19 protein-coding genes are annotated in these 23,295 nt (G+C 42.2%); 2 read left to right on the top strand and 17 right to left on the bottom strand.

Annotation, left to right across the window (positions count from 1 at the left end; all coding sequences use genetic code 11):
- Positions 1-18: 18 nt before the first annotated feature.
- The 3 genes from PGQ33_RS04175 to PGQ33_RS04165 all read right to left on the bottom strand — a co-directional run bounded on the left by PGQ33_RS04175 (position 19) and on the right by PGQ33_RS04165 (position 3,194).
- Positions 19-1,707: a Na/Pi cotransporter family protein gene (locus PGQ33_RS04175; protein ID WP_270205324.1), complete on the bottom strand. Its 1,689-nt coding sequence runs from the start codon at positions 1,705-1,707 to the stop codon at positions 19-21.
- A 345-nt stretch (positions 1,708-2,052) separates the two neighbouring features.
- The gene (locus tag PGQ33_RS04170) at positions 2,053-2,598 is read right to left on the bottom strand and encodes a chromate transporter (protein ID WP_195368209.1); all 546 of its coding nucleotides are present in this window, start codon (positions 2,596-2,598) and stop codon (positions 2,053-2,055) included.
- On the bottom strand, positions 2,595-3,194 hold the full coding sequence (locus PGQ33_RS04165; RefSeq protein ID WP_270205323.1) for a chromate transporter: 600 nt from the start codon (positions 3,192-3,194) through the stop codon (positions 2,595-2,597). Before PGQ33_RS04165 ends, PGQ33_RS04170 begins: the two co-directional genes overlap by 4 nt.
- A gap of 22 nt (positions 3,195-3,216) precedes the next feature.
- On the opposite strand from PGQ33_RS04165, the gene PGQ33_RS17130 reads away from it, so the two are divergent.
- Entirely contained in the window at positions 3,217-3,570 is a 354-nt protein-coding gene (locus PGQ33_RS17130) for a LysR family transcriptional regulator substrate-binding protein (protein WP_195250291.1), read from the top strand.
- A gap of 40 nt (positions 3,571-3,610) precedes the next feature.
- Here PGQ33_RS17130 and PGQ33_RS04155 read toward each other — a convergent pair whose 3' ends face one another.
- Together PGQ33_RS04155 and PGQ33_RS04150 are read right to left on the bottom strand one after the other, a co-directional pair.
- Positions 3,611-5,929 carry an ABC transporter permease gene (locus PGQ33_RS04155; protein WP_270205321.1) on the bottom strand — a complete coding sequence of 773 codons (2,319 nt, stop codon included), beginning with the start codon at positions 5,927-5,929 and terminating at the stop codon, positions 3,611-3,613.
- 14 nt (positions 5,930-5,943) lie between these two features.
- Entirely contained in the window at positions 5,944-6,642 is a 699-nt protein-coding gene (locus PGQ33_RS04150; RefSeq protein ID WP_117822769.1) for an ABC transporter ATP-binding protein, read from the bottom strand.
- Positions 6,643-6,971: 329 nt separating this feature from the next.
- On the opposite strand from PGQ33_RS04150, the gene PGQ33_RS04145 reads away from it, so the two are divergent.
- Positions 6,972-8,300 (top strand): MATE family efflux transporter, encoded by a 1,329-nt coding sequence (locus PGQ33_RS04145; protein WP_270205320.1) that lies wholly within the window; start codon positions 6,972-6,974, stop codon positions 8,298-8,300.
- Positions 8,301-8,456: 156 nt separating this feature from the next.
- Here PGQ33_RS04145 and PGQ33_RS04140 read toward each other — a convergent pair whose 3' ends face one another.
- The 12 genes from PGQ33_RS04140 to PGQ33_RS04085 form a co-directional block, all read right to left on the bottom strand.
- Positions 8,457-9,830, bottom strand: coding sequence for an NAD(P)/FAD-dependent oxidoreductase (locus PGQ33_RS04140; protein ID WP_270205319.1), 1,374 nt, complete (start codon positions 9,828-9,830; stop codon positions 8,457-8,459).
- A 372-nt stretch (positions 9,831-10,202) separates the two neighbouring features.
- Complete coding sequence (locus PGQ33_RS04135; RefSeq protein WP_270205318.1) at positions 10,203-10,736, bottom strand: prolyl-tRNA synthetase associated domain-containing protein; 534 nt, start codon at positions 10,734-10,736, stop codon at positions 10,203-10,205.
- 159 nt (positions 10,737-10,895) lie between these two features.
- Positions 10,896-11,687: a hypothetical protein gene (locus PGQ33_RS04130; RefSeq protein WP_270205317.1), complete on the bottom strand. Its 792-nt coding sequence runs from the start codon at positions 11,685-11,687 to the stop codon at positions 10,896-10,898.
- A 575-nt stretch (positions 11,688-12,262) separates the two neighbouring features.
- The gene (gene ppdK / locus PGQ33_RS04125) at positions 12,263-14,899 is read right to left on the bottom strand and encodes a pyruvate, phosphate dikinase (RefSeq protein WP_117822757.1); all 2,637 of its coding nucleotides are present in this window, start codon (positions 14,897-14,899) and stop codon (positions 12,263-12,265) included.
- Between the two features lie 347 nt (positions 14,900-15,246).
- The gene (locus PGQ33_RS04120) at positions 15,247-16,647 is read right to left on the bottom strand and encodes an aminopeptidase (protein WP_270205316.1); all 1,401 of its coding nucleotides are present in this window, start codon (positions 16,645-16,647) and stop codon (positions 15,247-15,249) included.
- Positions 16,648-16,718: 71 nt separating this feature from the next.
- A complete protein-coding gene (gene folK / locus PGQ33_RS04115; protein WP_008372039.1) occupies positions 16,719-17,540 on the bottom strand; it encodes a 2-amino-4-hydroxy-6-hydroxymethyldihydropteridine diphosphokinase in 822 nt (273 codons plus the stop codon).
- A gap of 13 nt (positions 17,541-17,553) precedes the next feature.
- Complete coding sequence (gene folP, locus PGQ33_RS04110) at positions 17,554-18,363, bottom strand: dihydropteroate synthase (RefSeq protein ID WP_270205315.1); 810 nt, start codon at positions 18,361-18,363, stop codon at positions 17,554-17,556.
- Between the two features lie 16 nt (positions 18,364-18,379).
- Entirely contained in the window at positions 18,380-18,916 is a 537-nt protein-coding gene (locus PGQ33_RS04105) for an HD domain-containing protein (protein WP_227084685.1), read from the bottom strand.
- 4 nt (positions 18,917-18,920) lie between these two features.
- Complete coding sequence (folE, locus tag PGQ33_RS04100; protein ID WP_173699321.1) at positions 18,921-19,475, bottom strand: GTP cyclohydrolase I FolE; 555 nt, start codon at positions 19,473-19,475, stop codon at positions 18,921-18,923.
- Complete coding sequence (locus PGQ33_RS04095) at positions 19,469-20,794, bottom strand: bifunctional folylpolyglutamate synthase/dihydrofolate synthase (protein ID WP_173692492.1); 1,326 nt, start codon at positions 20,792-20,794, stop codon at positions 19,469-19,471. Before PGQ33_RS04095 ends, folE begins: the two co-directional genes overlap by 7 nt.
- 80 nt (positions 20,795-20,874) lie before the next feature.
- The gene (gene lpdA / locus PGQ33_RS04090; RefSeq protein WP_173699325.1) at positions 20,875-22,278 is read right to left on the bottom strand and encodes a dihydrolipoyl dehydrogenase; all 1,404 of its coding nucleotides are present in this window, start codon (positions 22,276-22,278) and stop codon (positions 20,875-20,877) included.
- A gap of 14 nt (positions 22,279-22,292) precedes the next feature.
- Positions 22,293-23,291 (bottom strand): lipoate--protein ligase, encoded by a 999-nt coding sequence (locus PGQ33_RS04085; protein WP_173699351.1) that lies wholly within the window; start codon positions 23,289-23,291, stop codon positions 22,293-22,295.
- Positions 23,292-23,295: the final 4 nt, after the last annotated feature.

The following is a 23,295-nucleotide window of genomic DNA, read 5'->3' as shown; positions in this document are numbered from 1 at the left end:
GTGGATTTTTCCATCTTCTTATTTTTCTTCCAGCATAAAGTATTTCATACTTGTTCCGCTTTCCGCCACATCCGCAAGGTTGATACAACTGTTTCCCATACGGTCGATCAGATGCAGGATATTGGTAAACGGAGCAGTAAGACTCGCCTTACATTTTCCTTTATTGACACGCTCAATATGCGCTTTCCGCATCTTGATATCCAGATCCAGAAGCTTATCCTTTCGCTTCATCATCTTGCCTGGTTCGATACCATCATCTCCCTGCAGTGCCTTCAGAGAATCACAGAACATCTTATTCAGTACTTTCAAACTCTTCTGCAGCTCATCCATCGCTTCCGGTGTATATTTATACTTCCGGTCTGATCTTTCCAACATACATTCTGCCATTTCCACACTTAAGGTTCCCATACGTTCCACATCGCTGAGTACACACATGAGGCTCGCCGTCTGCGCTGCCTGCTGCTCGGTCAATGAACCCGAAGAAAACAAAGCTGCAAGATATTCGGTAATACACTTTCCAAGGCGTTCAACCTGTTCTCCGTTTTCTTTCAGACCGTCAATAGATTTCACTTCTTCATTTTTCACAAGCTCAATCGTTTTCTTCAGAATATCTCTTACCTGGTCACTCATACGGAAAATCTCTTTTGCTACAAGCTGCAGCGCTGCTGCCGGCTGACTGATGATATTTTCATCCAGATAAATCGGGCTGCCTGGATCTTCGACACCTTTTTTGCCATCCGGGATCAGTGTCATGACAATCTTCACCATCAGTTTAATCAGGCATACCCAGATCAGTGTCATTGTAATGTTAAATACAGTATGTGCATTTGCAATCTGTCTGGAAATCACTTCAATCTCCGGACCTTTCGGTGAAATGCTCTGGATCAGTGCCGCAAATGGTTTTACGAACCAGATAAACAAAAAGCAGCCGGAAATATTAAAAATACAATGCGCCACAGCGGTTCTCTTCGCATCTTTTGACTGTCCGATACTGGCAAGGAGTGCTGTGATCGTTGTACCGATATTATCACCTAAAAGAATCGGGATTGCTCCTGCAAGCCCAAGTATACTCGTAACCCCGTCCGGTCCCGGCTGGGAAGCGAAGTTCTGCAAGACTGCGATCGTTGCACTACTGCTCTGTACGACCAGCGTCATAAGTGTACCAACTGCCACACCAAGTACCGGAATATGTGCAACCCGTCCGATCAGGTCTGTGAATACCGGACTGGATGCCAATGGCTTCATGACATCTCCCATTGTCTCAATTCCAAGGAACAGAAGACCAAAGGCAAAAATCGTCTGGCCGATACTTTTTACTTTTTCTGATTTTGTTACAAATGAAATCAGAAATCCTATAAAAATAATCACATAAATATAGTCACTGATCTTAAACGCAATAATCTGTGCTGTCATGGTTGTACCAATATTTGCACCAAAAATGATGGAAATTGCCTGTGGTAGGTTCATCAGTCCCGCACTTACAAAACCGATCGCCATAACTGTCGTCGCACTGCTGCTCTGGAGTACCGCGGTTGTGAGCGCACCGGCAAGCACTCCCAGAAGCGGATTCTTCGTCAGAAGTGCAAGAATGCTTTTCATCTTATCGCCCGCCGCCTTTTGCAGACATTCACTCATCATGTTCATTCCATAGATAAAAACTGCCAGACCGCCAAGCAGTCCGAAAATGATCTGAATTTTCTCGTTCATGTTAATTCCTCTCTCAATTTACCCTGTGTTTGTTAACATCTTTTAAACTTACTTCTTACAATGATGTCTTCCCTTTCAGCTCATTTTCCATTTTATCTGTGGTCTATGCAATTCCAATCAAATCTATGTTAAGTTTAGGTTAAATTTTCTTTCTTCTATCATTTTTTCTTTCCCATGATCATAGTTATGTAAAATCGCATTAAAAAAGATTGTGCCTCTCCGGCACGCAGTGCCTTTTGTTTCATAGGAAGTTTCTTCGGAATTTCCTATGAAACAAAAAGAGAGTTACCCTCTTACAAATCTTCAAATTTGCAAAAGAATAACTCTCCTGTTCTATCTATAAATCTATCCAATCCCAAGCACACCATATCCAACTATTCCAAACACCGCCGCAAGAATGATCACCTTCGGTACTGACCAGTTCTTCTTCAATATCAGATAGAACATCACCACTCCGATCCCGCACCCAAACCAGTCAATCCTCGCATCCGGAAAATAATTTTCCTGCATCAGATCCAGAATCACCGCAAGGATCATTGCGATGCAGATTGGCTTGATCACATTTAACATACAGCTCATAATATCATTGCCACGGAACTTTGCGAAGCACACCGCTACGCCAAGCGTCAGCGTATAAGCTGGCATCAGCACGCCCATAACCGCTGCAATCCCACCCAGAACACCTGCCGTCTGCATCCCGGCAAAAGTCGCACAGTTAATCCCAAGCGGTCCCGGTGTCATTTCTGCGATAGCGATCAAGTTAGTCAGATCCTCCGCCGTCATCCACTGATTGACCTTCATCTCCTGCATAATAACCGGGATCATCGACATTCCGCCAAAGCTGGTAAATCCGATTTTCATAAACGCTGTAAAAAGTCTGAGATAGATCATGCCGTCTGTCCTCCTCTTGTCTGTTTCACCGCTCTTATAGAAAGCGCCAGTATCACTCCCGCTACGATCATCACCACATTACTGATATCCGTAAATACACAGAGCGTCAGTGCTAACGCACAGATCGGGATTGCTGATTTTCTGCGGAACGCTTCTTTCCCCAGTGAAAGTGCCGCACTTCCCATAATCGGAACTACCGCACAGCGGATTCCGCGAAGTGCCGCATAGCACCAGACATTACTTTTCAGCACCTTATAAAATGCAGTAACAAACGACAGGATCAGAACCGCCGGACAGGTCATTCCGAGTACTGCACAGACACCTCCGAACCAGCCACCTACATAATAGCCAAACAGCATACTGATATTGGTGATCATAATTCCGGGAACTGACTTTCCAACCGCAACCATATCCAGCAGTTCCTCTTTTGTGATCAGCTTTCGTTTATCTACAAACTCCTGCTCCATCTGCGCCAGAATACTCCATCCGCCTCCAAATGTAAAACATCCTATCTTAAAGAAAAAGGAAAGTTTTGTCCTGGCAATCCCTGACTCTCTGTGTCCTTTTTCCGATCCATCACAAAAAGAGGAGGGCATCTCTGCCACTCCTCAAATTCATTTGCCTGCGTTATCTGCAGTTCCTTTTATTCTGCTTTCAGAAGATCACGATCTCGGAAAGATCAGCCGGAAGATCTGCGATACTGCTGCTTTCCATCCAAATATCCGCTGCATCTGCACCAGCAGTAATACTGCCTTTTCTCTTGCAAGACGAGGGATGGGGATTGCCTTTCTTCCTGAAATTTATGCACGGACTACTTCCTTTCCGGACATTCATTTCTTTACCCCGGATCACTTTCATGACACCAGGGACATTTGTGCTGTCTATCGGAAAAATATTTATCATCACGCACAGTTTCAGGCGCTTCTTGCTCTCCTCCGCGAGATTGTCCCGGCAATCTACAGGGCAGCTTAGTCTGCCCTGATCCGTACCTTAATTCTCTTCTTTTACTCCCTTACTCTACATTTTTCAGTGCCTCATCCATCGGCACATGTTTAATCCTTCGATATTCTAACATTGCCACAACTGCATAGGTTCCGATCCCGATCAGGAACATTTCTACATAGATCTTCGGATCGATCCAAAGCGCGATCCAGCCGGAAATACTAGTCAGCATCATTTCCCGGAACAGCACATTCATAACTGCTTTCTCAATCGGCAGGCTGAGAAGCAGACAGATGATCACCACGATCGTCGTTGACCAGATATAAAGCCTGCTGATCTCTCCATTGGTATATCCCAGGATCTTCGTCATGGAAATAGCCTGTGCATTTTTCTCAACAATGATCTTGGACAACAGATAGATCACAACCATATAAATACCGATTGCAAAAGCGTTGACCATCCCCATCATATTTCCCATAGATACATCCAGCTGTCTCGAAATCTTTGTCAGTGCTTCCAGATCAAGCACCGAACCGATGTATTTCCCGTCAATATCCTTGATCTTCGAATCGGAAAAATATCCACTGAAATAATCGTTTCCCAGATCAAAGGTATCATTTAACTGCTCCTGTGGCATAAAGACACAGATTCCGCCGTTGTATTTGTAGATTCCTTTAACCTTGAATGTATACTTTGTCTTTTCATATTTTTCTTTCAACGTGATCGAGTCGCCCGGCTTCAACAGAAACTTCTCTGCATAGGCACTGGAAATATAAACACCGTCACCGTCCTCCAGATCTGCATCGATATATTTACTGTCCGGTTTGATTCCGTACAGGATCACTTCATCTGTCTTATATTTGCTTGGCAATGTTTCCAATGAGTAAGCGCTGAACGCTTCCGCATCTTCATTTTCCGTCTTTGTTCCATAAGAGAACTGTAAAAGTTCCAGCATACTGTCCAGTTTATTTCCGCTCATCGCACTTACCGGAACCTCCAGCATATACTGGTATTTTGCAAGCATATTGCTCTGGATATCCTGCTGATAGTGCGAAAGTACTGACGGCAGCAAAAGTCCAAAGAACAAAAGCAGATTCGCAAATATGATTCCAATAAAAAGTACGATGTAATTGCTCATATTCTGGAAGATCACACGCAGTCGGAACCGATGGAAGATTCCAAGCTTCGGACTTAACCGAACTGCTCTTTTCCGCCTGCTTCCAGAAAGATCTCTTCTCAGGAATTTCAGCGGTGAAAGCCTCAGCTTGTAACGGAGGATTCCATAGTTGACTACCAGCATGATCAGCACCGGAACCACTGTTGTCATCCAAAAAGCATCTGCATTCCACACCGTCACATAGGTCGGCAGACTATAGCTTCCATAATACATCCCCGCACATACATTTTTCAGTGCTGTATAACCCAGAATATTTCCGACCACCGCACCGATCAGCGTAACGATCACCGGAAGTGCCATGTAATGTCCGATCAGTTCTTTTCTTGTATACCCGGAAGCCCGCAGAGTTCCGATCACACCTGCTTCTTTCCGGATCGTATTGCTAATCGTGATTCCAAATACAAACGCAATGATCACAATGATCATATAAAGGAGCATTGTGATCATTGCACGGTCACTCCCCATATCATCACCGGTAAATGTAATTGCCTGGTTCAGATACTGTGGCACAAAAGACTCCAGAGTGACTTCTTCCCCCAGTGCTTCCATCAGATCTTCCGACATCTTTTTTTCCTGTTTTTCATTTTTCGGTTCTTTGTCATACACCCAGGAATAACTGTACTGAATCTTATCCTGATTCAGAGATTCAAACTCTTCCGGTGTTACAACCGATACCCCGAATTTGATTGCATCAAACATGCTGTCATTATTGTTCTGGAACAGGCAGCTATAGTCAGACAGTGCCACAAATCCTGTGACTTTCCACTTTTGTGAACCACTTTTCAGTGTATCTCCGACAGAAATCTTATTATTGTCCGCATACATACGGTCAATTGCCATTTCTCCTGCTTTTTCAGGAAGCTTTCCTTCCATCAGGCACACCAGGTTGATCTCTTCCCTGTTTTTGAAAATACGCATGGTACTTCCATTATCCAGTGCCTCTTCCAGATAAAAGTTTTCATACAGTGTCACACCATTTTTCTCGATGTTTTCCTGTTGTGCTTTGGTAATTTTTTTCTTTACCCGGAAATTTCCATCTTCAATCTTGTATTTCTCAAAGCCTTCATTATATGCTTTTATCATGCTTCCGTCAGCAACCAGAAAGCCGGATACAAACCCAATCGTTGCAATCATAAGGATCAGAACCACCAGGTATTTTCCAATTTCTCCCTTCAGTTCTCTCGGAAGCCGTTTTCTCAACGGACTCTTCATAACACGCGTCCTCCTTACCATTCCAGCTCACTTGCAGAAAGTTTATGCTCATTACAGTAATTTTTGCGGATCATTCCATCACGAAGTTTTACCACCCGGTCTGCCATATCCTTGATTGCATCGTTATGGGTAACCATAATAATGGTATTCCCATATTTCTGATTGACTGTTTCGATCAGCTTCAGGATTTCCTTGGATGTCTTATAATCCAGCGCACCGGTTGGCTCATCACAGAGCAGGATGTCCGGATTTTTGACAATTGCACGTCCAATCGCGGTTCTCTGCTGCTGTCCTCCGGAAAGCTGGTTCGGCAGCTTGTTCTGATGTTCATAAATACCCAGCGTTTGCATCAGCTCATCCACATCCAGCGGACGATTACTTAAATAAGCACCAATTTCAATATTTTCTCTAAGTGTCAGGTTTGGAATCAAATTGTACATCTGGAATATATAACCCAGATGCTTTCTCCGATACAGGGACAGCTTCTTCTCTGTCATATCCTCCAGCTGTTCTCCATCAATCGTAATACTTCCTTCATCTGCCCCGTCAATACCGCCTATAATATTCAGAAGAGTCGATTTTCCGGAACCGGATGGTCCCAGAAGCACACAAAACTCTCCTCTTTCAATTTCCAGATCAAATCCTTTCAGAACATTTACCCGGCTGTCGCCTGTTCCAAACGATTTTTTGATCCCCTTAATCTCTAAAAACATTCCTCTACTCCTTCCTTTAGTTACTCATATCGTAGTAATGTTATATTTCATACACTTATGTTAGTTTAGGCTTACTTTTTTGTCAATATTTTAATTGTTATTTTTAAAAAAAGATATTGACAAATGGAAGGAAAATTTTTAAAATAACTATCTGTGTAATTTTATACCAAAATCTTTGTGGATTTTTCTGGATATCAAAATAGATATCTACTTTTCGCCACATAACTTGTTGCATACAGCGACAGTTATGTGGCTTTTTATATATCGGGCTTCTGCCCTTTTTTACAGATTTTGTACCTTATGCTTTACATTTATCAGGAGGAATGTTTATGAACCAGACTTACATGAAAGAAAAACCAATTCTGCCACTTCTGATTTCCATGGCTCTGCCAATGGTGATTTCAATGATGGTCAACTCTCTTTATAATATTGTTGACAGCTATTTCGTTGCACGAATCAGTGAAGAAGCAATGACTGCTCTGTCTTTAGTCTACCCGATCCAAAATTTTATCACCTCAGTCGGTGTCGGCTTTGGAATCGGAATCAATGCCGCCATCTCCTTTTTCCTTGGCGCCCAGGATCAGAAAAAAGCAGATGCAGCTGCCACACAGGGACTTTTTCTCTCTGTCATCCACGGTATTGTTCTTACCGTAGTCACAATTGCCGTAATGCCGCTATTTTTACAGATTTTTACAAAAGACATGACCGTTATTCAGATGGGAAATGCCTACTCCCGGATCGCATTTGGATTTTCCATTGTAATCTCTCTTGAAATTACCTGGGAAAAAATTTTCCAGGCAGTCGGACGGATGCGCGTGTCCATGATCTGCATGATGAGCGGATGTATTTTCAATATCGTACTGGATCCACTTCTGATCTTCGGAATCGGACCGTTCCCGAAAATGGGAATTGAAGGAGCCGCACTTGCAACCGGTCTTGGTCAGGTTGTCACACTGGTACTGTACCTTGCCTTTTATTTTACCAGACCGCTTCCGGTGAAGATTCATAAAAGCTGCCACGTAGACCGTGCCATGGCCGGACGGCTTTATGCGGTTGGAATCCCTGCCACTTTGAATATGGCACTTCCATCCCTGCTTATCACCGCACTAAATGGGATTCTCTCCGCCTACTCCCAGGTTTACGTGGTGGTGCTCGGAATCTATTACAAGCTTCAGACCTTCCTGTATCTTCCGGCAAATGGAATCATCCAGGGAATGCGTCCGCTGATCGGATACAACTACGGTGCCGGTGAGACAAAGCGTGTCCACAGACTGTTTGCCGATACCCTTTATCTGAGTCTTGGGATCATGCTCTTTGGTACCGTTTACTGCCAGCTCTTCCCGGATTCACTGATCGCACTGTTCAGTTCTAATCCGGAAACCATTCAGGCAGGAGGAATGGCACTTCGGATTATCAGCCTCGGATTTTTAGTTTCTTCCGTGTCCATCACCAGCTCTGGTGCACTCGAAGGACTTGGAAAGGGAACACCGTCCCTGCTCATCTCACTGTGCAGATATACGATCATCATTATTCCGGCCGCATTTATCTTAAGCCGGATCTTCGGGGCTTCCGGAATCTGGTACGCATTCGGAATTACCGAATTTGCAACTGCTGTGATCGCCTATATGACTTACCGGCAGGCAACCATAAAAAACTAGACATATCTGCATCAAAAAGTTCTACTACTTTTTCGATACAACAAAAAACCGTAAATCCGGATTTGCTCTTTACAATACTGCAAATCTCCGGATTTACGGTTTTTAATTTTCTCTTTATTTTACTTTTCCATCCCAGTCCGACTTTTTATTTGCAGACTATTCTTCTTCGCTGATAATATGTCTCGCAACATAAACACCACTTGCAGATGCATGGGACAGAGAATGTGTAACACCACTTCCGTCACCGATCACATACAGTCCCTTATGGCAGCTTTCCAGATTCTTATCGATCTCTACTTCCATATTGTAGAATTTTACTTCCACACCATAGAGAAGGGTATCGTCATTTGCTGTACCAGGTGCTACCTTATCCAGGGCATAGATCATCTCAATGATTCCATCCATGATTCGCTTTGGAAGAACCAGACTCAGATCACCAGGCGTTGCTGATAAGGTTGGTGTTACCAGACCTTCTTCAATACGCTTTTCTGTACTTCTTCTTCCACGTACCAGATCACCAAAACGCTGTACGATCACACCACCGCCTAGCATATTGGAAAGTCTTGCGATACTTTCACCATATCCGTTACTGTCCTTAAATGGCTCAGAGAAATGCTTTGCAACCAGAAGGGCAAAGTTGGTATTGTCCGTCTTTTTTTCATTTCCTTCATAGCTGTGTCCGTTTACTGTGATGATACCGTTTGTATTTTCATTTACCACAATACCGTTCGGATTCATACAGAAAGTACGCACATTGTCCTCGAATTTTTCTGTACGGTATACGATCTTGCTCTCGTAAAGTTCATCTGTCAGGTGTGCGAAGATCACTGCCGGAAGCTCTACACGGACACCAATATCCACACGGTTTGATTTGGTCGGGATTGCAAGATCCTTGCAGACCTTTTCCATCCATTTGCTTCCGCTTCGTCCGACAGAAACCACACATTTCTTACATTCATAAGCGCCATTTTCACATACAATGCGGTATCCGCCATCAGTAATCTCGATTGTCTCAACCGGTGCATCAAAGAAGAAGTCCATTTTATCCTTCATCTGATCATAAAGATTCTGAAGAACGACGTAATTGATATCTGTTCCCAGATGACGTACAGATGCATCCAGAAGATTCAGCTTGTTCTGAAGACAAAGCTTTTTAAATTTTGTTCCGGCTGTGGAGTACAGTTTTGTCCCTTCTCCACCATTTTCCATATTGATCTCATCGACGTACTTCATCAGCTCAACAGCCTGTTTTTTACCGATATACTCAAATAAAGTTCCGCCGAAATCATTGGTGATATTGTATTTTCCATCTGAAAATGCTCCGGCTCCGCCAAATCCGCACATGATCGAGCAGCGTTTGCAGTTGATACAGCTCTTTACTTTTTTGCCATCAATCGGACATTTTCTCTTTTCCAGCGGATAACCTTCTTCAAATACTGCGATCTTGCAGTCTGGTTTCTTTTTCATCAATTCATAAGCAGCAAAAATTCCCCCCGGTCCGGCACCGATAATAATTACATCATACTTCATCCGTATATCTCTCCTTTTATTTGCATGATAAAATATAATTTTCACTAAATTGCCTGTGTCATAAATATAGACTGTAATATATGTGCAATTCTATACTATGTCACATAATAAAACTGCCGCATATCTGTCTGTATCCAGATGATTCTGCACGGCAGTTGTTCTTCTTTTGCACAACCTTTCATATTTTAAGAGAAATCTTTCTTTTCGTCAAGGTGTTTCTTTCTTTTTTTATATGAATTTTGCATGAATTTATTTTGTTTTTTATATAGATTTTGTAATATTTTTCATTATCCAGTTTTTATATTTGCACTGTCAAAAATCTTTCTGTTTCTATATTGCTGTTTCTGCTACCCTTTTCGTTTTCTGGCGGATTTACAGCTTCACGATGGTCGGCTCATGTTCCATTGCCGGAATAATCTTCTCTACCAGATCTTTTGTCCTAAGTCTGAGACTCGATGTATTGATGCATGGATGACATCCGATATATTCTCCTGTAAGCACATCTTCATCGATCAGAAGCCGTACCATCCTGTCCTTATCATTCATCAGTCCAAGCACACTTAAAGATCCCGGCGTGATGTCCAGATATTGTTCCATATACTCCTCTTTTGCAAAAGAAAGTCTGGACGAACCAATCTGCGCTGACAGATTCTTTGTTTTAAACACCTTATCCCCCGGAAGCATCAGTAAATAAAACTGTGTCTCCTGTCGGTTGCATAAAAGCAGATTCTTGCAGATCGTCGCCTCCAGCGTCCGGTCGATTTCCTCGCATGCCTCCATTGTCATTGCGGCTTCATGGTCGATTCTCTGGTAGCTGACTCCTAGCGAATCCAGGAAATCATATACGCGGATTTCCTTATCCAATCTGCCTTGTGTGTCTGTTGGTCTTCCGTTTACTAATTCCATGTATTTCTCCTCCGTCCTAGACTTTATTCTTTTTAAACATTTCATTCTCTGCATACTTGTATAGCAAATGTTCATCGCGGTGTAAGATTTTTCCAAACAGCTCTATCTCTCCATCAGAGTATCCTTCTCCCCAACAAGCTAATTATATCATAAGTCCTTTTATATCAAATATTTTTCTATCAGATTCTCTATTATCTTTGAATTTAATATATTTTGTTCTGTTTCGAAAGTTATGATCAACCGCTCCCCAGGATATATATGATTTATTTGATAGGATTCAATTTTACGCACTGCTGCTCTTGCATAATCCTGTTTATCCATCATTCCTTCATGTTCCCAATATATTTCCCGGTAAGTCTTTCTTGACAAAAATGTAAAATCCGGATACACGGTACCATACCCTTTCAGATAAAGTGGCTTTTCATATTTGTAAAGAATATTCTTTCTATAAAAATAATCTGCTAATATCTTCTCTGACTTTGATCTGACACGTTCTCCCTTCTCAGTAAGAATTAATGGTGTTCCCTCCTTAAACTCTTTCCCATGATATTCTTCTTCATACCATTTTGTAAGCAGCTGATCCCATGTTGGTTCTATCGGTGTTACCAGTAATTGTCTTGCTTTATTCATAGACGTATAAATTTTTTCAATCTCATCATCCGAATAATTTTTTGTTATTCTCTTTATTTGTTTAAGCCTTGCTTCTCCCTTTTTTACCACTGCCTTATTATAACCTTTTTGCGCCAGGCGCTTTGGCAATTCTTTATTATCTCTTGGAATGTAGACTCCTTTGTTATCATCTATACATTGATAATAGCGCGGCTTATTTTTATCTATTGAAATTCTGAGGTGTCCTTCTGGTACTGTTGTATTCAAATCAGCTTTAGCTTGCGTAACAACTTTCTCCAAATGTTCCTGCATCTGAAGAAGCATGTTTTCTAATTCATACATATATATAAACATTTCTCCTTTGCTTTTCTATTTTTCAAATCCTAATCAATTCATTTCGAGAATTTTCTTGATTTATTTCGAATTTTGAAAATTATAATCAACTTATTCCTATAATCTTCTTGATTTATTTCGAGTTTTGTCAATTACAATCAACTCATTTCTGTAATCTTCTTGATTTTCTTTGAGTTTTTGAGAATACAATCAATTTATTTCCATCATCTTCTTGATTTATTTTCATTTTTCCGGTATGCAATCAATCCATTTCTGGAAACTTCTTGATTTATTTTCGTTTTTTGGAATTATAATCAACCTATTTAATTAGACTGTCTTGATTTGTTTTAGCTTGTAATAATTTGCAATCAATTTACTCTTTGCAAAAATGATTTGATAAAAGATTTTTTGATTTGGTGGATTCAGTGTATCATATATATTCTGAAAAGAACAGTAAAATTTTCATTTTAATCATAATTTAATATTTCTAATCTATAACTAGATAAAATAAGAGAGCGTGTGAAAAAACGAAAGTTTTTTTCACACGCCCTCTTATTATTTATTTCTTGCTATACGCAATATGCTTATTTTGCATTCTTCTGAGCGATTGCAGCCTGAGCAGCAGCCAGACGAGCGATCGGTACACGGAATGGTGAGCAAGATACATAATCAAGACCAATGCTGTTGCAGAATTCTACAGAGCTTGGATCTCCACCATGTTCTCCACAGATACCAACGTGAAGTTTCGGATTAACCGGTTTTCCGAGTTCGATAGCCATCTTCATAAGCTTACCAACACCTGTCTGGTCAAGTTTAGCAAATGGATCGTTCTCGAAGATCTTAGCGTCATAGTAAGCGTCAAGGAACTTACCAGCATCATCACGCGAGAATCCGTATGTCATCTGTGTAAGGTCGTTTGTACCGAAGCAGAAGAAGTCAGCTTCTTTTGCGATGTCATCAGCTGTAAGAGCAGCTCTAGGAATTTCGATCATTGTACCAACTTCGTACTCAAGGTCGCTTCCTGCAGCAGCGATTTCAGCGTCGGCTGTTTCTACTACAAACTTCTTAACATATTTAAGCTCTTTGATATCGCCAACCAGCGGGATCATGATTTCCGGTTTAACATTCCAATCCGGATGAGCTTTCTTAACATTGATAGCAGCACGGATAACTGCGCTTGTCTGCATCTTAGCGATTTCCGGATAAGTTACAGCAAGACGGCATCCACGATGTCCCATCATTGGGTTGAATTCGTGCAGAGAGCTGATGATTGCTTTGATCTGGTCAACAGATTTGCCCTGTGCATCAGCAAGTTTCTTGATATCTTCTTCTTCTGTTGGAACGAATTCATGAAGCGGTGGATCAAGGAAACGGATAGTAACCGGATTTCCTTCCAGTGCTTCATAAAGTTTTTCGAAGTCTCCCTGCTGTTCCGGAAGGATCTTAGCAAGTGCAGCTTCTCTTTCTTCTACTGTTTCAGAGCAGATCATTTCACGGAATGCATCAATTCTGTTGCCTTCGAAGAACATATGCTCTGTACGGCAAAGTCCGATACCTTCAGCACCAAGTTCGCGGGCTTTCTTAGCATCAGCTGGTGTATCAGCATTTGTACGAACTTTCATAGTTCTGTACTTGTCAGCCCATCCCATGATTCTTCCGAATTCACCTGCAATTGTAGCGTCTACAGTCGGGATGATTCCGTCATAAATGTTACCTGTAGATCCATCAAGAGAGATTGCATCTCCTTCATGGTATTCTTTTCCACCAAGTGTGAATTTCTTGTTTTCTTCATCCATGTTGATGTCACCACAACCAGATACACAGCATGTTCCCATACCACGTGCAACAACGGCTGCGTGTGATGTCATACCACCACGAACTGTCAGGATACCCTGAGCAGACTTCATACCTGTGATATCTTCCGGTGATGTTTCAAGACGTACAAGAACAACTTTTTCTCCTCTTGCAGCCCATTCTACAGCATCATCAGCTGTGAAGACGATCTTACCACAAGCAGCTCCTGGAGATGCTCCAAGTGCTTTAGCCATCGGTACAGCAGCTTTCAGTGCAGCTGCATCGAACTGTGGATGAAGCAGTGTATCAAGGTTACGAGGATCGATCATAGCAACTGCTTCTTCTTCGGTTCTCATTCCTTCATCAACGAGATCGCAAGCAATCTTAAGAGCAGCCTGAGCTGTTCTCTTACCATTACGTGTCTGAAGCATGTACAGTTTACCATGTTCTACAGTAAACTCCATATCCTGCATATCTCTGTAATGTGTTTCCAGAGTCTTGCATACTTCTTTGAACTGTTTGAATGCTTCTGGGAATTTCTGTTCCATTTCTGAAATGTGCATTGGTGTACGAACACCTGCAACTACGTCTTCTCCCTGAGCATTTGTAAGGAATTCTCCGAACAGTCCGTTATTTCCTGTAGCTGGGTCACGTGTAAATGCAACACCTGTACCACAGTCATCACCCATGTTACCAAATGCCATCATCTGTACGTTAACAGCAGTTCCCCATGAATACGGGATATCGTTGTCACGACGGTATACATTTGCTCTCGGGTTGTCCCATGAACGGAATACGGCTTTGATAGCTCCCATTAACTGTTCCTTTGGATCTGTCGGGAATTCAGCACCGATTTTTTCTTTATATTCTGCCTTGAACTGGTTAGCTAATTCGTGAAGATCTTCTGCTGTAAGTTCAACGTCCTGTTTAACGCCTCTTTCAGTTTTCATCTTGTCGATCAGTTCTTCGAAGTATTTTTTACCTACTTCCATAACTACGTCAGAGTACATCTGAATAAATCTTCTGTAGCAGTCCCAAGCCCAACGTGGGTTGCCTGATTTTTCAGCAAGTACATTGACAACGTCTTCGTTAAGACCAAGGTTCAGGATTGTATCCATCATACCAGGCATAGATGCTCTTGCACCAGAACGAACGGAAACAAGAAGTGGATTCTCTTTATCACCGAATTTCTTTCCTGTGATTCCTTCCATCTTTGTAATAGCTTCCATGATCTGAGCCATGATTTCTTCATTGATCTGTCTTCCGTCCTCATAATACTGAGTACAAGCTTCTGTTGTGATTGTGAAGCCCTGTGGCACTGGAAGACCTAAGTTTGTCATTTCAGCAAGGTTAGCGCCTTTTCCACCAAGCAGGTTTCTCATATCGGCATTACCTTCTGTAAACATGTAAACCCATTTTGTTGCCATTTTACAATTCCTCCTCGTTATTGGTAATTGATATATATAAAACTTGAAAATCACAGTCAGACTGGTAACTGTCTGCTCTTTTCATATCTTATATCGCCCTTAAAAAACGGATTTTACCGCACTAATATTGTAAATGTTTTAACTGTGATAGTCAACCCTTATGCACTTTTTTTCGTACAAAAAAAGTGAATTTATCGAAGAGTTCAATTTCTTCAAGTGATTTCTTCTATAAAAAAAATCTCCGTAATTAAATTTCTTTTATATACTATAAATTTTGTTATTATCAAAAAAAAAACTCAGGCAAAACCGGACTGTATCCATTGTTTTGCCTGAGTTCTTTTCATCTCTTACATATTCAGAAGGAATGCTCTGTATCCCTTTACTGCTTCATACACATCAGCTTTGCTGCTGACTTCATAAGGTGCATGCATGGAAAGTACAGCAACACCGCTGTCGATCACTTCCATACCATAATTTGCCATAATATATGCGATGGTTCCGCCGCCGCCTACATCGACTTTACCAAGTTCTGCGAACTGGTAAGTAACGCCTGCATCGTCCATCACCTTGCGCAGTCTTGCAAGATATTCTGCATTTGCATCATTGGATCCGCTCTTTCCGCGGCTTCCTGTAAACTTGTTGAATGCAAGTCCCTTTGTAAAGAAAGCGGCACTTCTCTTTTCAAATGCTTCTGCAAACATCGGATCATAAGCAGCACTTACGTCAGAAGAAAGCATTCTTGAATTAGCAAGTGCACGGCGTACCTTCAGTTCAGATTCACCTTCTGTAAGTGCAACAAGCTCTGCAACTGTATTTTCAAAGAAACGAGAATGCATTCCTGTTGCTCCGACGCTTCCGATCTCTTCTTTATCTACTAACAGACAGCATCCTGTACGCTTTGCATTTTCCACATCCAGCATAGCGAACAGAGAAGTAAATGCGCAGACTCTGTCATCCTGTCCATAAGAAAGGATCATGCTGCGGTCAAATCCACAGTCTCTTGCCTTTCCGACCGGAACAATTTCCAGCTCAGCCGATGCAAAATCCTCTTCTTCGATTCCATAGTTCTCTTTTAAAATATGAAGTACGTTAGCCTTGATCGTTTCTTTTTCTTCTTCATCAAGTCCCTCCGCTTTATCAAGCGGACTGTTTCCAATCAGAAGATCCAGCTTTTCTCCTTCAATCACTTCACTTGCTTTCTTTGACATCTGGTTTGCTGCAAGATGAACAAGAAGGTCTGTAATAACAAATACCGGATCAGACTCTTTTTCCCCAATGCTGATCTCTTCTACGCTTCCATCTTTTTTCGCAACAACACCATGAAGTGCCATCGGTCCTGTTACCCACTGGTATTTTTTGATTCCACCATAGTAATGTGTATCCAGATAAGCCATTCCTTCACTTTCATATAATGGATTCTGTTTCACATCAATACGTGGTGAATCGATATGAGCTCCAAGGATATTCATACCGTTTGAAAGCGGTTCTTCGCCCATACGGAACATGGCAAGCATTTTTTCCATGCATACCGCATATACTTTATCTCCTGCTTTCAGGCTCTTTCCTTCTTTCAGAACATCTTTGATATCCTGATATCCTGCTTCTTTCGCCATCTCAACCGCAAGCTTTACGCATTCACGCTCTGTCTTTCCGGCATCCAGGCAAGCTTTGTACTTTTCATTGATTTCATGAAGTTCTTTTTTGGCAGCTTCATCATAAGAGCTCCAGAGATTCTTTTTTTCTTCCATTTCTATACCTCTCTTCAATTCAGTTGGGATTCCCCACAATATTTTTAGTATAATCCTCTCCCGATAAGAAGTCAATTATTACCCTTTAACTTTACAAGCATTTCCGTCATCGTTTCCTTCAAAACCGGATGCCGTTTATGCGGTGCGATCTCACACATTGGTCCAAGCACAAATTCCCTGTTCTGCATATCGATATGTGGTATACATAAATCATCCTCTTCAATGATCTGATCCCCATAGAAAATGATGTCCAGATCCAGTGTTCTCGGTCCCCATCTGCGGATCCGCTTTCTTCCGGCTTCCTGCTCAATTCGGTGTAACAGCTCCAGAAGCTCATGCGGGGTAAGCAGTGTTTCCATTTTCAGAGCCCCGTTCAGGAATTCATCCTGATCCGTCACGCCATATGGCTCGGTTCCGATCAGTTTCGATACCTTTAGGACTCTACAAAGTTTTTCATTTTTCAGCTCTTCTACCGCATTCTCAATGTATTTTTTCTTGTCACCCATATTCGATCCGAGTGCGATAAACGCTTCATTCCAGCAACGTTCAATCTTCACGGAAACCGTCTCAAGCGGCAGTCCTACCGGTGCCCATGGTTTCTTTACTTCCACCATGACTTTCCGGATCTTCTCATCAAATAATAAGATCTCTTCTGCAAGCTGCTCTGCTACTGCTTCGATCAGCCTGTAATTCTTCTCTTCCATCTTTTCTTTTATCAGATGGGAAATGGTTCCGTAATTCACAGACGCTTCCAAGTCATCCGTTTTTCCCGCCTTGCGTGTATCCACATATAAAATGCAGGAAACCAGAAACTTCTGTCCCAGTCTGTTTTCTTCCGGATACACCCCATGATTTGCAAATATTTCCAGGTTTTCAATTTTTATCTGATCCATCTTTTTCTCCTGCTTACTCTCTTGCCAAAATCACTTCTGTCATCTTGATCGCTCTGCGGTTTTTCTCAACATCATGAACGCGCACAAATCCATAATGACTCTGTACTGCCATCACGGTTGTGACAAGAGTTCCTTCTTCTCTTTCTGATACCGGCAGATCCAGTGTCAGACCGATCATGGATTTTCTGGAAGTTCCAAGAAGCATCGGATATCCAAGTCCGTTAAAAAGATCCAGATGCTTCATCACATCCAGGTTCATCTCGTAGGTCTTTCCAAATCCAACCCCCGGATCCAGCATGATCCGGTCATCTTCAATCCCAGCCGCTTTCGCTGTATCTACACACTTCTGCAATTCTGCATACATATCCTTCAGGAAATTCTTGTACACCGCCTCATTTTTATTATGCATCAGACAGCATGCCGCATCATATTTTTTCACAAGACCTGCCATCTTTTCATCGTACTGGAATCCCCAGATATCATTTACCAGATCTGCCCCTGCCTGAAGTGCTGCCTCTGCCACATCACTCTTATAAGTATCAATCGAAACCGGCACATCAAAATTCTTTTTGACAGCCTCGATAACCGGCGCAGTTCTTGTAATTTCTTCTTCTGACGTAATCTGCTGGTGTCCTGGTCTTGTGGACTCTCCTCCGATATCCAGGATATCGGTTCCGCCTTCTAAAAGCTCTTCTGCATGACGCATTGCCGCATCATAACCGTTCCACTTTCCCCCGTCCGAAAAAGAATCCGGTGTTACATTCAGGATTCCCATAATATAAGTATGTTTTGCTGTGTCAAATTCTTTATTCCCAATTTTCATTTTGTTTCCTCGTTTTCTACCAGATGATTTTCTGATTCTTCTTTTCTCCACTCCAGTTACAGTCCTTCTCAGCCGGACACGTATAACACGCACGGGAAATCTTATCTGCATCATAAAGGATTTCTGCAAGCTGCCACTTATCCTGCCCTGCATTTTCTGTCTCTTCTGCATTGCCCCGGTGGCTTAAAATTGCAAAAAGAATCCTGTCCGACTCCTCCTTTGTAAATCCAGTCTCTTCCAGAATCCTTTTTGCAATTTCAGCACTCGCTATCTCATGGGGAACTCCCGCCTTATACTGCTGCCATTTCCCAATATCATGAAGTAATGCCGTCGCATAAATCTCTTCTTTTCCAAAGGCATATCCACGCTCCATCGAAAAAATATACATCAGACGTGCCACGTCCAGAAAATGGTTCATATCATGATGGCAGAATATTCTTTCCTTTTCTGCATCTTTATTCTTTACCAGTCCTTCTATAAAAAGAGGATGCTCATATATTTTCCAGATTCTCTGCATCCTCCTCTGTTCTTCCAGTTTTCGTTTTATTTCCATCGCACTAACCTATCATACGGAAAAACATGTTCTGCAGCTTTTCATTTTCTTCAAATGCACCTCTTGTAACAACACTGACCGTCTTGCTTCCCGGCTTCTTGATTCCACGCATGGTCATACACATATGCTCTGCCTCAGCAAGTACCATTACTCCCTTGGGATGAAGATTCTCCATCAGGGCATCCGCGATCTGTGCTGTCATCTGCTCCTGCAGCTGAAGTCTTCTGGCAAACACTTCCACAGTCCGTGCAAGCTTGCTAAGTCCCACTACCTTTCCATCCGGAATATAGGCAATATGAACCTTTCCGTAAAATGGCAGCATATGATGTTCACACATGGAATAAAACGTAATATCTTTTTCCACAACCATCTCATTGTTTTCTGCTGTAAATGTCTTTTTCAGGTGTTCCTCTGCATCCTCATTCATTCCGCCACAGATTTCTTCATACATTCTTGCAATCCGGTCCGGTGTCTCAGCCAGTCCTTCCCTATCCGGATCTTCACCGATTCCTTCCAGTAAAAGACGGATTGCCTGTTCTACTTTTTTATGATCTACCATAATGTTCTCTCTTCCTTTTTTCTTTCAAACACGTTTGTTTCCCGTTCAAGTCTTATCACTTCTCCCAGATAAGATAAGGAACCAAACACCAGAACAACATCTTCTTTCCCACATTCTGCTTTTGCTTTTTCAAGCGCATCTGCAATGTTCTCTGCCGGTTCTGACTGTACGTTCTTGGCCTTTAATACTTCACATAATCTCTCTTTTCCCAGATTCCTCTCCCCATTTGGAAGATCGATCGTATACACCTTTGAAAGATACGGAGCCATGATCTCTGCGATTTGTTCATATTCTTTATCTTTAAAAACCCCCATCACACCGACAATCTTTCTGTCCGTCAGATAGGTTCTCACATTTTCCGCAAGTCTTCTTGCGGCATCCCTGTTATGCGCTCCGTCGGCGATCACGGTCGGTTCTTTTTCAAGTACCTGAAACCGTCCAGGCCATGTCACTTTCACAAATCCCTTTCTTACAGCGTCTTCCGGAATCGGGACACCGCTCCTTCTTAACGCATCCACAGCTTCCAATACTGTCGCCGCATTGTCAATCTGATATCTGCCAGCCAGGCGAAGACGGATATCTTTATATTCTCCATAAGAAAAAATCTGTCCATCCATCGTTTCTTCAGAAATCACAGCCTTTTCCGGATGCGAAACCACAAACCGGCATCCACACTCTCCGGCCTTTTTCTGGAGGATATCGGTCACAGACATCTGCTGTGGCGACGTGACAACTGCCAGACATGATGGTTTTATAATTCCGGCTTTATTTTCTGCTATCTCTTCTAATGTGTTTCCCAACACTCCGATATGATCCATACTGATCGATGCAAAAATACTCAAAACAGTTGTATCTATTACATTTGTCGCATCAAGAAGCCCACCCATTCCGGCTTCCAGAACGACATAATCACACTGCTTTTCTCTGAAATAGAGAAATGCGATCGCTGTTTCTATCTCGAAAACAGTTACGGTGAGATCCGTTTTTTCTTCTACTTTTTCTGCTGCCTCTTTCACCTGAGATACAAAAGGGGCGAGCTCGTCCTCCGCCATCCATTGGCCATCAACCTGAAATCGTTCCATATATCCCATCACGGTCGGAGAACAGTATCTTCCGGTCCGGTATCCAGCCTGCTGCAGGATACCGGAGAGTCCGGCGAGAATCGATCCTTTTCCATTAGTCCCGGCTATATGTATAAATTTCAAATCTTTCTGCGGATTTCCAAGCTCACCCAATAAGCTCTTTATACTATCTAAGCCAAGTACACTTCCGTATTTCGATACATGATCCAAATATACCCTTGCTTCTTCGTATAACATGATTTAATTTTCCTTTTTGTACTTTTCAGCATATGCTGATATCTGAATATTTTATCATATTCCCTTACTGCTGTACAGTTCTATTTCTTTTTCTTTGGTACAACGTGGATCGCTCCACCCTCTGCTTCTTCCAGGGCTTCTCCGATTCCTTCATTATACGTCGGATGTGCACGCATTCCCTTCAAAAGCTGTGCAACCGTCATTTTGTTTGCGATCGCAGTTACAAATTCACCGATCATGTCTGTGGCTCTTGCACACATCATCTGTGCTCCGAGAATCACATTTGTCTCTTCATCTGTCACGATCTTGATAAATCCTCTTTCTTCTTTTGTAATAAGCGATTTACCATTGGCACTCATGATAAATTTACCAGTCTTCACTTTGATTCCCTGTTCTTTGGCTGCATCTTCGGTAATACCTGCTGATGCGATTTCCGGATCTGTATAAACACATCCCGGAACCACATCCAGATTCACAGAAGGTTCTTTTCCCGCCAGCTGCTCTGCAACAACGATTCCCTGTGCACTTGCTGCATGGGCAAGCTGTGCGCCAAAGATCAGATCACCGATCGCATAGACTCCCGGAATACTGCTTTCGAATTTATCATTTACAAGAACACGTCCTCTTTCCATATCCGGAGCAGCACCTTCTGCAAATAATCCGTCGGTATTCGGGCATCTTCCGACTGCACACAGAACATATTCTGCTTCTACAGTCTGTTCTTTTTCTTTTTCAACGAAGGTACATACACAGGTATCCCCTTCCATATGCACACCCTGTACTGCTGCTGATGTATGGCTTTCTACGCCACGTTTCTTCAGGATCAGTTTCAGGTTTTGTGCGATCTCTTTATCCATATTTGGAACCAGACGCGGCATTGCTTCAAGAATGGTAACCTTAGATCCAAGTGCGGAATATACGGTAGCAAATTCTACACTGATCACACCGCCACCGATGATAACCAGACTCTTTGGAACTTCTCTCATCTTGAAGAGTTCATCACTTGTCAGAACTCTCGGAAGATCCATTCCCGGTATTGGAAGAATCAGTGGTTTGGAACCAGAAGCCAGAATGACATTCTCTGCTTCAATAGACTGTTCTTCATTCCCTGTAATCTTAACTTTTTTCCCCTCAAAAAGTGTGCCTTTTCCATGATATCTTGTTACGCCGTTTGCCTGCAGAAGCTGTTCTACTCCCTGAACAAGCTGTCCGGTTGTCTGCTCCTTATATTCCAGAATTTTTTCAAAATCATAAGTAACATCTGATGCTGAAATTCCGAAGCGGTCCGCTTCTTTGATTTCACGATATAATGTCGATGCATGAATCATTGCTTTTGCCGGAATACATCCTCTGTTCAGGCATGTTCCCCCGACTTCTCTCTCTTCGATCACTGCGGTCTTCATTCCAAGCTTCGCAGATTTGATTGCTGCCACATATCCTCCCGGACCGGCTCCAATTACTACTACATCAAACTTCTCGCTCATTTTATTTCATCCTCCTACAGTTCCTCGCCCTGAATCCATTCGATAATGTCTTTCATCATCTCTTCTTCCTGTGGATCATCTGACCAGAACAGCCCCAATTCCGTACAGATACTTTCCTTTCTGTACTTCAGTCCTTTCAGATACTTCGGAAGTGCATGTATGAAATCCGGATTCAGTGCATCCGACCATGCAATTGCATCCTTGATCTTTCCTGATTCTACTGCAAACTGAAGTGTAATTCCTCCCCATCCAAAACGGTGGGAAAGCTCATACTGAAAATCAATTTTTCTGCCATAGAGCCAGTTCCATGAAGAGAAAAATTTCTCTCTTTCTGCAATTACTCCGGTATCAAGGTCTTCTATTTTTTTATCACGTACCTTTAATCCGTATACTTTTTCAAATGACTGCTTAAGTGCCACCTTCAGTTCTTCCATTGTAAGCTCCGGAAGATAATCTCTTAAATTTGTCACTCTGGATTTTACCGAATCAACCCCCTTTGATTTCAGTTTATCCTTTGATACAGTCAGATATCTGGATAAGGTTTCCATGTTTACTCCTACCATGATCGTGCCATGGTGATAGCAATGTTTTTCCTGCTCATAAAACGCATTTCCCGAGAATTTCTTTCCATCGATCAGGATATCGTTACGCCCGGATTTTTCAGCCTTCAATCCAAGGATCTCCATCGCTCCTATGATTACCTGAAGCTGCCGGTCCAGATCATATTCTTCTTTACTGATCAGAAATGTGAAGTTTATATTTCCCAGATCATGGTACACAGCTCCACCACCTGACAGACGCCTGGCAAGATGACCACCTTCTTCTTCCAGCTTTGTTGTTCTACATTCTTTCCAAGCATTTTGATTCCGTCCGATAACAACTGTATTCTGATTCTGCCACAAATAAAGAATACATTCTTTATCCTCGCAGTGGAGGAGCAAATACTCCTCCACTGCAAGATTTCTATATGGACTGAACTGATTGCTTTCAATATAAGTAATCTTTTCAATCATAGTT

The organism is Coprococcus sp. AM100_B19A, from assembly GCF_027662015.1.
GTDB lineage: Bacteria > Bacillota > Clostridia > Lachnospirales > Lachnospiraceae > Allocoprococcus > Allocoprococcus comes.
Note: the sequence above shows the minus strand (reverse complement) of the source record. Positions and strands in the feature narration are given on the sequence as shown.

Coding starts and splice junctions, on each gene's coding strand:
- PGQ33_RS04170 (WP_195368209.1), bottom strand. CDS start 2,598: ATGATCTATCTCAGACTTTTTACAGCGTTTATGAAAATCGGATTTACC.
- PGQ33_RS04120 (WP_270205316.1), bottom strand. CDS start 16,647: ATGGAAGAAAAAAAGAATCTCTGGAGCTCTTATGATGAAGCTGCCAAA.
- PGQ33_RS04150 (WP_117822769.1), bottom strand. CDS start 6,642: ATGTTTTTAGAGATTAAGGGGATCAAAAAATCGTTTGGAACAGGCGAC.
- PGQ33_RS04130 (WP_270205317.1), bottom strand. CDS start 11,687: ATGTATGAATTAGAAAACATGCTTCTTCAGATGCAGGAACATTTGGAG.
- folK (WP_008372039.1), bottom strand. CDS start 17,540: ATGGATCAGATAAAAATTGAAAACCTGGAAATATTTGCAAATCATGGG.
- folP (WP_270205315.1), bottom strand. CDS start 18,363: ATGAAAATTGGGAATAAAGAATTTGACACAGCAAAACATACTTATATT.
- PGQ33_RS04175 (WP_270205324.1), bottom strand. CDS start 1,707: ATGAACGAGAAAATTCAGATCATTTTCGGACTGCTTGGCGGTCTGGCA.
- folE (WP_173699321.1), bottom strand. CDS start 19,475: ATGGTAGATCATAAAAAAGTAGAACAGGCAATCCGTCTTTTACTGGAA.
- PGQ33_RS04165 (WP_270205323.1), bottom strand. CDS start 3,194: ATGCCCTCCTCTTTTTGTGATGGATCGGAAAAAGGACACAGAGAGTCA.
- ppdK (WP_117822757.1), bottom strand. CDS start 14,899: ATGGCAACAAAATGGGTTTACATGTTTACAGAAGGTAATGCCGATATG.
- lpdA (WP_173699325.1), bottom strand. CDS start 22,278: ATGAGCGAGAAGTTTGATGTAGTAGTAATTGGAGCCGGTCCGGGAGGA.
- PGQ33_RS04140 (WP_270205319.1), bottom strand. CDS start 9,830: ATGAAGTATGATGTAATTATTATCGGTGCCGGACCGGGGGGAATTTTT.
- PGQ33_RS04145 (WP_270205320.1), top strand. CDS start 6,972: ATGAACCAGACTTACATGAAAGAAAAACCAATTCTGCCACTTCTGATT.
- PGQ33_RS04085 (WP_173699351.1), bottom strand. CDS start 23,291: ATGATTGAAAAGATTACTTATATTGAAAGCAATCAGTTCAGTCCATAT.
- PGQ33_RS04135 (WP_270205318.1), bottom strand. CDS start 10,736: ATGGAATTAGTAAACGGAAGACCAACAGACACACAAGGCAGATTGGAT.
- PGQ33_RS04105 (WP_227084685.1), bottom strand. CDS start 18,916: ATGGAAATAAAACGAAAACTGGAAGAACAGAGGAGGATGCAGAGAATC.
- PGQ33_RS04155 (WP_270205321.1), bottom strand. CDS start 5,929: ATGAAGAGTCCGTTGAGAAAACGGCTTCCGAGAGAACTGAAGGGAGAA.
- PGQ33_RS04095 (WP_173692492.1), bottom strand. CDS start 20,794: ATGTTATACGAAGAAGCAAGGGTATATTTGGATCATGTATCGAAATAC.